The following is a 13,279-nucleotide window of genomic DNA, read 5'->3' on the forward strand; positions in this document are numbered from 1 at the left end:
TCGCATAGTTAGACAATTTGCGATGTTGTTTACATGGGATCCTCCGCAAGCATATGAGTAAACGTCCGGCCGGCGGCAGCACCTATTGGGTGTCGCGAACCTTGGACGAAGCGGGTTGTCGCGAAAAATCCATCGAAAGCGTCGGACTCATGCGATTGATTAACTGAACGACGCACACTACTCGGATATACCCGGTGAAATTCCAGACAGACTCCTCAGCGAGATCCATTTCCATTGCCCATCGCGAAATTAGCTTCCCCACCGTCAGCGACTCGCTGCGCGCGAGTTCTTCGATAATCGACCAGTAAATCTCTTCGAGCCTCATGCAAGTCGCGAGGCCGTTGACACGGATTGATCTCTGTCTCGGCCTGAGGAGATCGGTACTGAAATTGCAATATCTTTTGTGTGTCATTTTTCGCTCACAATTTCCTCTAACTCTGTGCCCGCCCATTACGAGAATGGGATCCTTCTGTATTTATCAGGTCGTCGATGCAAAATGAATAGGATCACTTACCATAATCTATTGAGATAATCGATAAACCGACCGTTGCCATACTCCTAGACTCGGAAGCTTCTAGGTGATACATCCGTATGACCCCGTTGAAATCAGCGAGCGATAAATTTCCGTTCGTCGTATGAGACATGTCCACGGGGGAAATGCAGATGTTCATGACGCGGCGTGGTGCGCGGGCGAATCGCAAGGCGAGAGGTGTCAGACGGTATCGAGCCGTCACTGGCATTCGTCGTGCCGTCGTTGCCGGAATGGTGTTGCATGCATCGGCAGCGAGCGCTGCATCGCCGATGTGGCGCGCGGAAACCATGCACTACTTCGCGAGCAATACGCCGTTGCCCGATGTGCTGAAAGAGGTGGCGAGTGCAGGCGGGCTCCCGGTCGAGATCGCGCGTGGTGTGAAAGGGCCCGTCAACGGCGAGTTCGTCGAAGTGCCGGCGCGTGTGTTCGCCAGATTGATCGACGCATACGGCCTGGTCTGGTATTTCGACGGGCACATGATTCACGTATCGCCCGCATCGGACAGCCGTAGCCGGACGATCCCGTTTTCTCCGATGACACGCGACCAGGTGGCCGGTTTGCTATCGAGTCTCGGTCTCAACGACAGTCATCTCCCAGTCCGCTATTCGGATACGACCGCCGTCGTGTCGGGGCCGTCGCAATTCGTCGATGCGATCTCCGACGCTGTTGCACAGGCGCAGCGGCAGGCCACGGTGACGCCCTCCGTCGACGACACCGAGATCCGCGTATTTCCGCTGCACTATGCGCAGGCACAGGACATCACGTACACGTCCGGCGGCCGGCCGCAGACCGTGCCCGGTGTCGCGTCGTTGTTGCGCAATCTCATGGCGGGCGTGCCGGCCACCGTGCCGGACAGAGAGAGTGTTGCGAGGCCGCGCAATCCGGCACGCCCTGCGCGAGGCGGTCCGCCGCCGCTTCCCGGATTGCGCGGCCTCGGTCTCGCGGATGCCTCGTCCGCATCCGACATCGACGCGCCATTGCCGGATACAGAAACGATGCGTCTCGCCACGGCGTCGATACAACGCAATATCGTTGCCGATATTCGTACGAATTCGGTCGTCGTGTACGACGTGCCTTCGATGATGCCGAACTACGAGCGCACGATCGCGATGCTCGACAAGCCGCAGGATCTCGTCGAAATCACGGCGGTCGTCATCGACGTGTCGACAGATGCCGCGAGCGATCTGGGCATACGCTGGGGCGCCGGATCGAGGGGCGAGGGCGGCGCGTACGCGATGCTGAATTCCTCGCCCAGGACGCCCGATTCATTCATCGCTCCGGCCCTGTCGGGCCTCAACCTCGCGACGATGATCGGCAGCTCGGCCAATTACCTGTTCGCGAAGATTCACGCGCTCGAACAGAACGGCAAGGCCCACATCCTGTCGCGTCCGCAGGTGCTGACGCTGAACAACTCGGAAGCGATTCTGTCCTCGCGCAACTCGGTGTATGTGCGTGTCGCGGGCAATCAGGACGTCGATCTCTACAACGTCGATACGGGGCTGATATTGAAGGTGACGCCGACCGTCGAGCCGCTGTCCGACGGTACGCAAAACGTGCTGTTGAACGTGCAGATCGACGATGGTGCATTCGATTCGTCGTTGACGGTCGACGGCATTCCCAAGGTCAACAATCATTCGATCGTGACACAAGCCGTTGTCGCCAACGGGGAAAGTCTGCTGCTTGGCGGATATCAGTACGAAAGCAGTCAGACATCGTCCTCGCAGGTCCCCGTGCTGGGCAATCTGCCCTATGTAGGCGCGTTGTTTCGCGACAGGCAGACCCAGGTCGAGCGTCTCGAACGACTCATCCTGATCACGCCGCGCATCAAGAAGGTGACGGGCCTCGCCGCGAAACAGGAAACGCTGGACGTGCCTTCGGCGGTCGTGCAACCCGCGCCAGCGTTCGCGGACAACGACGCGGCGAATCGGGCAATGATGCGTCAACGTGGGCCGACTGCGCCCGCCTGGAGCAGCGCGGTACCGCCGCTGCCGCCCGGCTTGCCGCCCGGTCCCGCGTCGACGAAGGGGGCGATCCGATGAGCGGGGGCGGAATCATTGCAGTGACGGGCGGCATTCACGCGGGTGCAAGTGTGTTGATGTCCGACAGCCACGACCTGACGATAGGCAGCGGCGACGGCGACAGCCTGCTGCTCGTCGATGACGGCATCGTGCCGCAGCATGTGACCATCTGCCTCGTCGGTGACAAGCTGAAGCTCGTCGCACATCACGACGGCGTCGCCGTATTCGGCTACGCATGGGCGCCGGGCAAGGCGACGCTGCTGAGAGCCGGGGCGTCCTTTACGATCGGCGACGCGCAATTCCAGTTCAGCGGACGCGATCCTCTGACGCAGGATGCCGTGCGCGACGCGGAACTCGCGTGGCTGCTGAGCCATGCGCCGCTAGCCTATGTTGCGCGCCGCTGGGCGCATGCATCGCGCGGCAGAAAGCTGTTGTTGATCACGGTGCTGGCCGGGACAGGCCTTGGATGGCTGTGGTCCATCTACGGCCCCCATGACGCCGGCCGCGCGATGCCGCAACTCGACGGCGCGTTTCGCTTCGTGACCGTCCATGAGGACGCGAAGACGCACGCATACGTCTACGAAGGCTACGTGACCAGCACGTCGGAGCTTGCCTGGCTGGCGGCGAATGCACGCCGTGACAACCGCATGCCGCTGATGCGCGTGAAGGTCGTCGATCAGATCAGGGAGCAACTCGCGGACTTTCTCCAGAAGTACTATCGCGACGCTCAGATCAAACCGGGCGTGACGGGCTCGTTTGCCGTCGTTCTCCCGGCCGTGGATTCGTACCTGCTGCCGGAGTCGTGGGACTACGGACGCATCGCGCGCCTCGCACGCGAATCGGTCAACGGATTGAGCAATCTCGAGTTCGAGGGACACGCCGCGAGCAAGGGGCCGGTGCGCATACCGCTTGAGACGATCGGCATGAACCTCGTCCATTCGGCAAATGGCACGTGGCTCGTCAACGGGCAGGGGGAGCGTTATTTCAGCGGCGCACGTTTGCCGCTCGGCAAGATAAGGGGAATCTCCGATTGCACCGTGACGATCGAGCGCAGCGACGACGGAACGCTATACGAGTTCTTCGTCGAGGGCGCCAGGAACGCGAGCCGCTGCAAATGAGCGGGATGAACCGCGCGATCTCGATCGACAGTCGCCGCTAGTCAGGACAGGATCTGCCCGCCGGGTCTTCGCGTGCGTACCGGTGTGCGGTTGATTGACAGACAGAACTACGCGCGCTTTTTATTAAGGATATCGAATCATGGCAGTCGGTAACGTGGGCGGCGCAAGCCCTGCAGCTAGCGCAGGAAATGGACAAACCATGCAGGACCTTCAGGATCAGAAAGCGCAAAACGCTTTCCAGGAAGAGATCACGAAGGAAAGCAACATGGAATCCAAACGTAACCAGACGCGAATGGGCGTCATCGGCAACCTGAAGTAATGACCTGAAAGAGGCGTCGCGACAGCGGCGCCTCGCCCCGATCAATCGTTGAAGAGAGGCAACGACATGCTATTGCAGCCCGTGGTGATGAATGTATTTCCCCCAGAGCCGCCCCCTGAGCCGCGACAGACCCAGCCGTATGGCGAGCCACTGGGAGAAACCGAAAACTCGCTCACGCTCATGCTGATCGCGAACGCCGAGCAGATGTGCAAGGCACAGGACAAGCGTATTGCAAGCGATCTGGCTTCCTACGCGCAAAACCGCTCGTCGCACGGACGAACGCTCGATCTACTGCGTCTTCAATACGACCTCGACGACATGCAGACGAGCGCCATGCTGGCGAAGAACATCGCCGACAAGGTCGGGCAGGCCATCACACAGCTGACACAGAGGAACTAATGCGACGCGTACTCATTTTGCTGCCGCTGCTGTTACTCGTCGGCTGCAAGGCATCATTGTTCGAAAGCCTGGAAGAGAACCAGGCGAACCAGGTTATTGCCGTCCTGAGCCAGCATGGCATCGAGGGAGTCAAGGAGCGCAACGCCGACAAGACATGGAACGTTTCCGTCGATGCCGACGACGTTGTCACAGCAACGGAAATCACGCGCGAATACGCGTTGCCGCATGGCAATCACGCCAATCTGGGTGACCTGTTCAGCCGCCAGGGCTTGATCTCCAATCCCGATGAAGACCGCGTGCGTTATGTCTACGGCCTGACGCAGGAACTATCGGAAACGCTCGAGAAGATCGACGGTGTACTGGTGGCGCGGGTCCATATCGTGCAACCGGAGCGCGATCCGCTGAATCGGCAGGTCACGCCGCCGTCGGCCTCGGTGATGCTCAGGTATCGCAGCGACTACAACCTCGAATACATGAGGGACAAGATTCGCGGACTGGTTGCGGGCAGCGTGGAGGGTTTGACGCCTGACCATGTCTATCTGACGTTCATTCCCGTCACGCCGATTGCCGAACCTGTCGACGCGAAGGGCGGCGCGGATGCTCACATCGCGGCAGGGACGGGTGGCTCACGTCACGACGCAACGCTGACGATGATCGTCCTGACGGTGATGGGGATGTTGCTGATCCTCTCGGTGTGGGTGTGGGACAGCGGCATTCGCTCGTTCACGCCGACGTTCTTTCGACGCAGAAAGCTGAAGCGCGCTGCAAAGAAGCGCGCGGAAGAGCAGTCTGAGACTAACGATGGAGGCGACGCATCATGACCCGCGTTTCCATCCTCGCACTATCCCGGTGGGCACATCATAGCTGGCTGCCGCGCGGCGAACGCGCGCGCAGCGAGCGTGCCCAGGCCGACGCGAACGCAAGCCTGCTCGAACTCATGCCGCAACTGGCCAGCGCGCGTGCGATAGCGGCTGTGCCTCAGTTTGCTGTATTGCCGCGCCCCGCTTGCGCGAAAGTGATGCGTGTAGCAGCGTCGCTTGCGCACGCGCATTCACTGCGCAAGGTGGTGAGCGCTACCGCGCGCGAGAGTTTCGCGAGCAGGGTGGCACCCCACGTGCTGCGCGCCATTCAGTCCGATGCACGGGCGAAAGGCTGCGATGCCGGCATCGGTCCGATGCTCGACGTGTTCGATCGAATGGATATGACGGCAGCCGGTCTGCGGATTGCGTTGCATGCGCACGCCGATCCCGCACTGCACGCACTGATCGAGCTGCGTCTGCCGCGCGCGGTCGCGCAACGCGCGTCGCACTTCCGCGCGGACGACCTGAGTCCGCAAACCGCGAGCGGCTTGCTCGACGCCGCCTATGTACTGGGTGGAGGCCAACCATGCTGATCTGCCGAAGAGGGGACTGGCGCGTCGAGTCGGACGGCTATGTGTCATCCGCGGACCTGCGCGAGCTGGCCGGCTTGCGTGAAGTCGAAGCGTTTCGCGCTCGCGAGGCCGAACGTGAGACTGCACGTCTGGCCGAACGCGTCCGCGAACTCAAGCGTCGCGCCGTGCGCCGCGGATATGCCGCAGGACGCCGCAACGCGCTGCGAGAGTATGTCGTGCCGCCCGCGGCCGCATCGTTTGCGGCACGCTGCCTCGAAGAGCGTCTTGCGGGTCTCGCGTTGAATGCCGTCACCGAGATACTGGGCGAATTGCCAGCCGATGCGACCTTGCATAGCCGCTTGCGACGCTGCATTGGCGCGCTGCGCGGGCAGCAGGTCATATCGGTGCGCGTATCGGCCGACGATTGCGAGCAGACCCAACGCATCGCACACACGCTGGAGCGGGAACTCGATCTGCCCTTGTTCATGGTGCTGGCGGATGCCGGGCTTCCACCGCATTCGCTCGTCGTCGAAACGGAAAGCGGCGTGATCGACGGCAGCCTCGCGCTGCAATTGCGCGTGCTCGAACGCGGGATGAGGGACGCGATTGGTTTGGTGCTGAACGAATACCGCTACATCGACGGCGAGTCGGCAAGGATGTTCGACGTCATCGAAAGCGGGTTGCGCGATGTGATCCAGTTGCTCGGGCAGCATGTCGAAGCGCGGCATGGTGGAGAAGTCCAATGAGCCCGTGGCAAGACATGGCGCGCATCACGCTCGCGCACGCGAAGCGGCACAACGTGGCCGCGCTGCATTTCGGCACGGCATATCCGTTGAGCGTCGGCAATCGCGCGTTCACGCTGCAATTCGAGCCTTGCCGTGCGAGTTATCCATTGCGGATACACGCGCGGGCGATGGGCGAACCCATGTCGCTCGATTGCGATGCGCAGGCGCTGTTTCCGGAGTTGAACCGACAGGTGCTGGCGCAAGCGGACGATCAGGCCATACGGTTGATTGCCGAAGCGCTCGACGAGTGGCTGAGCGCACTCGAAGGCGCGTTCGGCTTCTCAATTGACGTAACGGACCTGTCGTTCGACGCGCAGCCGTCGCCCGGCGCATACGGTCTCGCGCTTACCCATGCGCGCAGCCATCGCACCGCGCACTTCGCGCTCGACAGTCCGGCTGTCGACCAATGGCTGATGCAACGGCCCATTCCTGCCGCACAGGCCGACGGGCTCGCGAGCCGGCTGATGGTGCGCGTCCCCGTATGCATGGTGGGCCCGGCATTTTCGCTGCAGCGCCTGCGCAAGATCAGACCTGGCGATGCGCTGCTGGTCGACCGTTCCCGTCAGTACCTGCGCCTGCCGATTCACCACGGCGCGCGTCGAATCTTTCTCAAACCCAGTGGAGAACATATGGTCATAGACCGCCCTTTGATGGACGACATCAACGAGTCCGCCGAGATGACGAGCGAGCTGATTCCCGCGCATGCACTCGCGTTTTCATTCGACGTGGTGATCGGTACGTTGTCATTCACGCTCGATGAGTTGATGCGCCTGCGGCCCGGCTCGATCGTGTCGTTGCAACTGCCTGCGCGCCGGCATGCGGTCACGCTGCTCTGCCAGGGCATTCCGTTTGCACGCGGCGAGCTGATCGACATCGACGACGCGCTGGGCGTGCGCATCGTCGACCTCGCCCATATGTCGAATGCACAGACGCCATCATGAAAGACCAGGTCGTCAACTTTCAGATCATCGTCTTCTTCTTCGTGCTCGGGCTGTTGCCGCTGATCGTGACGATGACGACGTCCTTCACGAAGTTCAGCATTGTGCTGACGCTGCTGCGTTCCGCGCTTGGCGTGCAGCAGGCGCCGGGCAACATGGCGATCTCGGCATTGGCGTTATCGGCGACGCTGGTCGTGATGGCGCCGACCGTCGAGAAGATCGGCGCCGAGCTGTCGATCGGCGAGCGTATCGAGCGCGGCGAGGTGCCTGATGTCACCGAGGTCTATCGGGCGGTGCGCGGGCCGCTCGGCGAGTTCATGTTGGAGCATTCGCGGCCCGCCGAGCGCGCGTTTCTCGTGACGGCGGCAAAGCGTATCGATCCCGGACACGACGTCGAGGAAACCGATCTGTCGCTGCTGATTCCCGCGTTCATGATCAGCGAAATATCGAGCGGCTTCGAAGCGGGCTTTCTGCTCTACATGGCGTTTCTCATTGTCGATCTCGTGGTGGCCAATGTGTTGACGGCGATGGGCATGGTGATGCTGTCACCCACCACGGTCTCGACGCCCCTGAAGCTCTTCGTGCTCGTATCGGTATCGGGCGTATCCAAGTTGATGCATGGACTGATTGTCAGTTACGCAAAATGAACTCCTCTCCCTCACTTGCTTCGTTGTCGAGCGATGCATTGCTGCTGGTCTTCTGGCTGTCGCTGCCTGCGCTCGCGGTCGCCACGGGGATCGGCGTGCTGATCGGGCTGGTTCAGTCGATCACGCAGATTCAGGACCAGGCGCTGCCCTACGGCGCCAAGATCATCGGCGTGGGACTCGTGATGATCGTCGCGATGCCGTGGGGCAACAGCGAAGTCACGCGTTTCGTCGAGCACGCGTTGTCGTACATCGCGGCGGCAAGGATGCAGTGATGACCGGGTATATCGGCTATATCGAAGGCTTTGCGTTTTGCACCATCCGGCCCGCGATCGCACTCTCGCTCGTTCCGTTCGGCGGCAATGAGTCGCTCGGCGTCGCGTTGCGGGTACCCTTGATGCTGCTCTTCGCGACGTTGCCGCAACTGACGGGATGGCCGGACAATCTCATCGTCGCGATGGCCGTCGAGGTGCTGATCGGACTCACGCTGGGTCTGTTGCTCAGCGTGGTGTTTCATGCGGCCTCTGCGGCGGGCGCGATCGTCGATCAGCAGGGCGGCTATTCGATCGGCGCATCATACGACCCGAACTTTCGCGACGAAGCCGCACTCTTCGAGCACCTGTTCGGCTGGTTCGCCACGCTGACGTTTTTCACCGGCAAGGGCCTGGAGGCCGTCTACGGATTTTTCGCCGATGCGTGGTTGCTCTGGCCGCCCGGTGCGCCGCGTCCTGACTTCATGCGCGTCATGCGTGACTTGTCCGAACAGCGGCTAGCGTTGTCGATCGCCGAGGGCGTCAAGATCGCGATGCCGCTCGTCGGGCTGATGCTGCTCGTCGATATCGCGCTTGGCCTGATGTCGCGTTACGCGAAGCGGCTCAACCCGTTCACGACTGCGCGCAACGTGAAGGCGATCGTGTTGTGTCTCACGATCGTGTCCTGCGTGCCCGTGCTGTTCGAGCGGTTCAACGCGATCTTTCTGCAAAGTGCGGTGCTGCGATGAGCGACAAGACAGAACCACCAACCCCTCATCGGCTCAAGCGCGCGCGCAAGGACGGCGACATCGCGAAGAGCACACATGTGACCGTCGCCGTCAGCGGGCTCTTCTGGTGGCTGTTTCTGGTGGTCGATGCACCGCATATCTATCAGGTTTGCGTGCATGTCGTGGACGCCGTGACGCAGATCGATCAGGGTTTGCCGTTCGCGGAGCGCTATGCGCGGGTCGCGAGCGCGCTAGGCGGAATGCTGACCATCACCCTTGCGACGCTCGGCGTGGGCGCGCTTGCCGTCATCGTGCCGGAGGCTGCGCAAGCGGGCGGCGTTCTCGCGTTCAAGCGTCTTGTGCCTGACCTGAAGCGTCTCGACCCGGTGAAAGGCCTCAAGAACCTCTTCGGATTGAAGATGCTGTTCGAAACCGGCATCACCCTTTCGCAGTTCGCGATCTTGCTGTTCATCTTGTGGCATGCATTTTCGACGTGGTGCGCGCAGTTGCTGCCTTCATTCGCGCTGTCGTTTGGCGGACAACTGAGCGCGACAGGGGAGTCGATTGCACGTCTGATGGGCTTGATGGCGCTATCGCAACTCGCGCCAGCCGCTGTCGACATCTGGCTCCAGCGTATTCAATGGCGGCGCCGGCTGAGAATGGACAAGAACGAAATCAAACGCGAACACAAGGACGAGGACGGCGATCCGCACGTAAAGGGCCGCCGCCGAGCCTTGCACAGGGAACTGGTGCGATAACATGAAAAACATTCCGAAGTTGCGCCGTATCGACCTGCTGGGCGTGGCGCTGCGCCATGCCGATCTCTCGGTGGGTGTGGGCATGCTGGGCGTGCTGCTCCTGCTGATCCTGCCCGTCCCGCCGTTCGTACTCGATCTGTCCATTGGCGTGAGCTTCACGGTCAGCTTCGTGATGCTCACGGCGACGCTCTATGCCGCGAAGGCGGTGGAGCTGTCGAGCTTTCCGTCGCTGCTGCTGATGACCACGCTGCTGCGACTCGCGCTCGCCATCGCATCGACGAAGATGATCCTGCTGCACGCGCATGCCGGGCAGATCATCGGTGCGTTCGGCGAAATGGTGGTCGGAGGCAATGTCGCTGTCGGGATAGTGGTGTTCATCGTGTTGTCGGCGATCCAGTTTATCGTCGTTGCGAAGGGTGCGGACCGCGTTGCCGAAGTGTCGGCGCGCTTCACGCTCGACGGCATTCCGGGCCGCCAGATGAGCATCGACGCGGACTTGCGCGGCGGCTTGATCAGCGGTACGGAAGCGGGGCAGCTGCGTCGCGAGCTGGAGCGTGAAACGTATTTCTACGGCTCGCTCGACGGCGCGATGAAATTCGTCAAGGGCGATGCGATTGCGGGGCTCGTCGTCGCGCTGGTGAATATCGTCGGCGGACTTGCCGTCGGCATCGGGCAGCGCGGCATGTCGTTCGGCGACGCGCTTCACACCTATACGATCCTGACCGTCGGCGATGGACTCGTCTCGCAGATCCCATCGCTGATCGTGTCGATTTCGGCGGGTCTACTGGTCACGCGCGTATCGTCCGGCAGCGACAGCAGGAATCTGGGCGGCGACATTCTCACGCAGCTCTCGTTGCATCCGCCTGCGCTCGCGATGGCGGGCGTCGCATGCGTGGCGCTCGCTGCGATTCCGGGCTTTCCGCACGTCCAGTTTCTTCTCGTCGCGTCTATGCTGATCGGCGCCGCCGTGGCGATGATCCGGCAGCGCGCGGCCGCGCAACGCTCCGCGCGTCCGAGGATGCCGGCGATGACGCGCGACGGCGGCAACTACGTGCAGCGCATTCTCGACGATGTCGAACTGGGCACGAGCACGCTGCTTCGTGTGCGGCTTGGGCGTGCGGCATCGCAGGCGCTGGACGGCGTCGAACTGAACGATCAGCTCGCGGCGTTGCGCCGAGACCTGATCGTGCGTCTCGGCGTGCCGTTTCCCGGCCTCGTGCTGCTGAAGGATGAGCGACTCGACGAGCATCGCTATATCGTCGATATCGAAGACGTGCCGTACTCCGGCGGTACGTTGGTGCCGGATCATGTGCTGGTGAGCGGCGAGGCGGCGCTGGTGACGATGGAAGGCACACCGGGTTACCACCCGAGTGCCGAGAAATCGATCTGGGTGAGTCGCGAAGCAGCCGCTGCCATCGACGATCCGCAATTCATCAAGTCGTCGCCCAACGAATTGCTGTGCGCACATCTGACTGTCGTATGCGAGGAGCGCGCATCGTCTTTCGTCGGTACGCAGGAGACGAAATTCCTGTTGAACCTCATTAGCGTCGAGTTCCGCGAACTCGTGGCGCTTGTTCAAAAGTCAGTGACGACGGTTCAGCTTGCCTTTGTGTTGCGCAGTCTGCTGGAACAACGCGTGTCGATCCGCAATATGCGGGCCATTCTGGAAGCCGTTCTTCGCGTGCCGGACGGCGAACGTTCCCTCGACCGCATGGTGCGCGACGCACGCATTGCGCTTGCGTCTCAACTGGTGCGCTCGTACGCGGATCTGAACACCTGGCAGGTCGACGCCACCGTGCTCGATCCGGCGTGGGAAGCGGACCTCGAAGCGCAGATCGAATACGGTCACGACGGCGAGCCGCGATGCGTGCTGAACGCCGACAGCCTCGAAAGCATCAAGCGCAGCTTCACCGAACAGCAGGACGCGACGCGCGTCATCGTGACGACGGCTGTGCTGCGTCCGCATCTCGAACGCATTCTGCGTATGCTCGGCATTCGCAGCGATGTGCTCGCGATCGATGAGATCCCGTCCGATAGCTATCGCGTGCGGGTTGTCGCGAGACTCGCGCCGGGTTGATGCATGCAGATGACGAAGGTCGAAATGAAAACAGTCGCTGTAGTGCCGGCGCCGCTGCTGTCGAGTCCGCTTGAACTCAGTGCGAGGATCGTCGAGGCGCGCGGCGTGATTGTGCGCGTGGTGGGCGCGTCGTTGCGTATCGGCGAGATGGTCCGGCTCACTCGGCCTGACATGCGTGAAGCGCAAATCGGCGAAGTGGTCGGCTTCGCGCAGGACGGTGCGTTCGTCGTGCCACTCGACGGACTCGCCGGATTGTCGAACATCACCCAGGTCGCAGGCTGCGGACTCAGCTGGGCACGCTTCGACGCACCTGGGCTGCTCGGACGGGTGATCGACGGGCTGGGCAGGCCGCTGGATGGTGGCGACATACCCAAGGCAGCAAGCGGCCAGCGATCGACGCTTATGCTCCCGCAAATCAATCCGCTCGAACGTCCGGTGATATCGACGCCATTCGCGACGGGCGTGCGGGCGATCGATGGACTGCTGTCGTGCGGGGTCGGGCAGCGGGTCGGCATTTTCGCGCCGGCGGGCGGCGGCAAGAGCACGCTGTTGGGGATGATCGCGAACGGCGCGCATGTCGACGCGATCGTCGTCGCGCTGATCGGCGAGCGCGGCCGCGAAGTCGGCGAGTTCATTCACGATCATCTTGGATCCCGCCGCGCCTCATCGGTTGTGATCGTATCGACATCCGAGCGGCCAGCGGCGGAACGCATCAAGGCTGCTGAGCTGGCTTGCAGCGTGGCGAGCGAACTGCGCGCCGAGGGCAAGCAGGTCCTGTTGCTGTTCGATTCGTTGACGCGCTATGCGCGCGCGCTGCGCGAGGTGGGTCTCGCGGTGGGCGAACCTCCCGTGCGCCGGGGTTATCCTCCGCGCGTGTTCGCCGAGCTGCCGAAGCTGATCGAGAGTGCCGGCCTCACGAAGCAGGGCGCGGTCACGGCTTTCTTCACTGTGCTGGCCGAAGACGAGGAGATGTCGGACCCTATCGCCGAAGAGTCGCGCTCGCTGCTCGACGGACATATTCAGCTGTCGGGGCGCCTTGGCGCAGCGGGTCACTATCCCGCCATCGACGTGCTGAAGAGCAAGAGCCGCGTGATGACGCGCGTGACGGCTGCCGCGCATCGCGACGATGCCAATCGCGTTCGCGGATGGATGAGCCGCTATCAGGAAGTCGAGCTGTTGTTGCAGATCGGCGAATACCGGCGCGGCAACGATGCCGCGAGCGATCTTGCCATCGATCGTCACCCGATGATCGAACGTTTCTTGCGTCAAGGACACGACGAGTACTGCAACTGGCAGCAGACCCTGATGTCGTTGCGTACGCTTTGCCGCGGATAGCGCCG

The 13,279-nt window shown here is 62.1% G+C and carries 15 protein-coding genes; 14 read left to right on the top strand and 1 reads right to left on the bottom strand.

The window, feature by feature from the left end:
* Window positions 1-82 precede the first annotated feature (82 nt).
* Window positions 83-451 carry a ribbon-helix-helix domain-containing protein gene (locus G3N95_RS18690; protein ID WP_205971578.1) on the bottom strand — a complete coding sequence of 123 codons (369 nt, stop codon included), beginning with the start codon at window positions 449-451 and terminating at the stop codon, window positions 83-85.
* A 191-nt stretch (window positions 452-642) separates the two neighbouring features.
* On the opposite strand from G3N95_RS18690, the gene sctC reads away from it, so the two are divergent.
* From sctC to G3N95_RS18760, 14 genes are all read left to right on the top strand, one after another.
* The gene (sctC, locus tag G3N95_RS18695; RefSeq protein WP_241018688.1) at window positions 643-2,571 is read left to right on the top strand and encodes a type III secretion system outer membrane ring subunit SctC; all 1,929 of its coding nucleotides are present in this window, start codon (window positions 643-645) and stop codon (window positions 2,569-2,571) included.
* The gene (locus G3N95_RS18700; protein WP_205971579.1) at window positions 2,568-3,668 is read left to right on the top strand and encodes a hypothetical protein; all 1,101 of its coding nucleotides are present in this window, start codon (window positions 2,568-2,570) and stop codon (window positions 3,666-3,668) included. Before sctC ends, G3N95_RS18700 begins: the two co-directional genes overlap by 4 nt.
* Before the next feature lie 139 nt (window positions 3,669-3,807).
* Window positions 3,808-3,987 carry a hypothetical protein gene (locus G3N95_RS18705; RefSeq protein ID WP_205971580.1) on the top strand — a complete coding sequence of 60 codons (180 nt, stop codon included), beginning with the start codon at window positions 3,808-3,810 and terminating at the stop codon, window positions 3,985-3,987.
* A gap of 87 nt (window positions 3,988-4,074) precedes the next feature.
* Window positions 4,075-4,386 carry a hypothetical protein gene (locus G3N95_RS18710; RefSeq protein ID WP_205971581.1) on the top strand — a complete coding sequence of 104 codons (312 nt, stop codon included), beginning with the start codon at window positions 4,075-4,077 and terminating at the stop codon, window positions 4,384-4,386.
* Window positions 4,386-5,207: a type III secretion inner membrane ring lipoprotein SctJ gene (gene sctJ, locus G3N95_RS18715; protein ID WP_205971582.1), complete on the top strand. Its 822-nt coding sequence runs from the start codon at window positions 4,386-4,388 to the stop codon at window positions 5,205-5,207. The genes G3N95_RS18710 and sctJ overlap by 1 nt, the downstream gene beginning before the upstream one ends.
* A complete protein-coding gene (locus G3N95_RS18720; protein ID WP_205971583.1) occupies window positions 5,204-5,779 on the top strand; it encodes a type III secretion protein HrpB4 in 576 nt (191 codons plus the stop codon). The genes sctJ and G3N95_RS18720 overlap by 4 nt, the downstream gene beginning before the upstream one ends.
* The gene (locus tag G3N95_RS18725; RefSeq protein WP_205971584.1) at window positions 5,773-6,504 is read left to right on the top strand and encodes a FliH/SctL family protein; all 732 of its coding nucleotides are present in this window, start codon (window positions 5,773-5,775) and stop codon (window positions 6,502-6,504) included. Before G3N95_RS18720 ends, G3N95_RS18725 begins: the two co-directional genes overlap by 7 nt.
* Window positions 6,501-7,484 carry a FliM/FliN family flagellar motor switch protein gene (locus tag G3N95_RS18730; protein ID WP_205971585.1) on the top strand — a complete coding sequence of 328 codons (984 nt, stop codon included), beginning with the start codon at window positions 6,501-6,503 and terminating at the stop codon, window positions 7,482-7,484. Before G3N95_RS18725 ends, G3N95_RS18730 begins: the two co-directional genes overlap by 4 nt.
* A complete protein-coding gene (locus tag G3N95_RS18735; protein ID WP_205971586.1) occupies window positions 7,481-8,128 on the top strand; it encodes an EscR/YscR/HrcR family type III secretion system export apparatus protein in 648 nt (215 codons plus the stop codon). The genes G3N95_RS18730 and G3N95_RS18735 overlap by 4 nt, the downstream gene beginning before the upstream one ends.
* Window positions 8,125-8,400, top strand: a complete 276-nt coding sequence (sctS, locus tag G3N95_RS18740) for a type III secretion system export apparatus subunit SctS (protein ID WP_205971587.1) — start codon at window positions 8,125-8,127, stop codon at window positions 8,398-8,400. Before G3N95_RS18735 ends, sctS begins: the two co-directional genes overlap by 4 nt.
* A complete protein-coding gene (locus G3N95_RS18745) occupies window positions 8,400-9,125 on the top strand; it encodes a flagellar biosynthetic protein FliR (RefSeq protein WP_205971588.1) in 726 nt (241 codons plus the stop codon). Before sctS ends, G3N95_RS18745 begins: the two co-directional genes overlap by 1 nt.
* On the top strand, window positions 9,122-9,862 hold the full coding sequence (locus G3N95_RS18750; protein WP_205971589.1) for an EscU/YscU/HrcU family type III secretion system export apparatus switch protein: 741 nt from the start codon (window positions 9,122-9,124) through the stop codon (window positions 9,860-9,862). Before G3N95_RS18745 ends, G3N95_RS18750 begins: the two co-directional genes overlap by 4 nt.
* Window position 9,863: 1 nt before the next feature.
* Complete coding sequence (locus G3N95_RS18755) at window positions 9,864-11,939, top strand: flagellar biosynthesis protein FlhA (RefSeq protein WP_205971590.1); 2,076 nt, start codon at window positions 9,864-9,866, stop codon at window positions 11,937-11,939.
* 24 nt (window positions 11,940-11,963) lie between these two features.
* On the top strand, window positions 11,964-13,274 hold the full coding sequence (locus G3N95_RS18760) for a FliI/YscN family ATPase (RefSeq protein WP_241018690.1): 1,311 nt from the start codon (window positions 11,964-11,966) through the stop codon (window positions 13,272-13,274).
* Window positions 13,275-13,279 lie beyond the last annotated feature (5 nt).

The sequence above is a fragment of the Paraburkholderia sp. Tr-20389 genome (genome assembly GCF_017104565.1).
Lineage (GTDB): Bacteria > Pseudomonadota > Gammaproteobacteria > Burkholderiales > Burkholderiaceae > Paraburkholderia.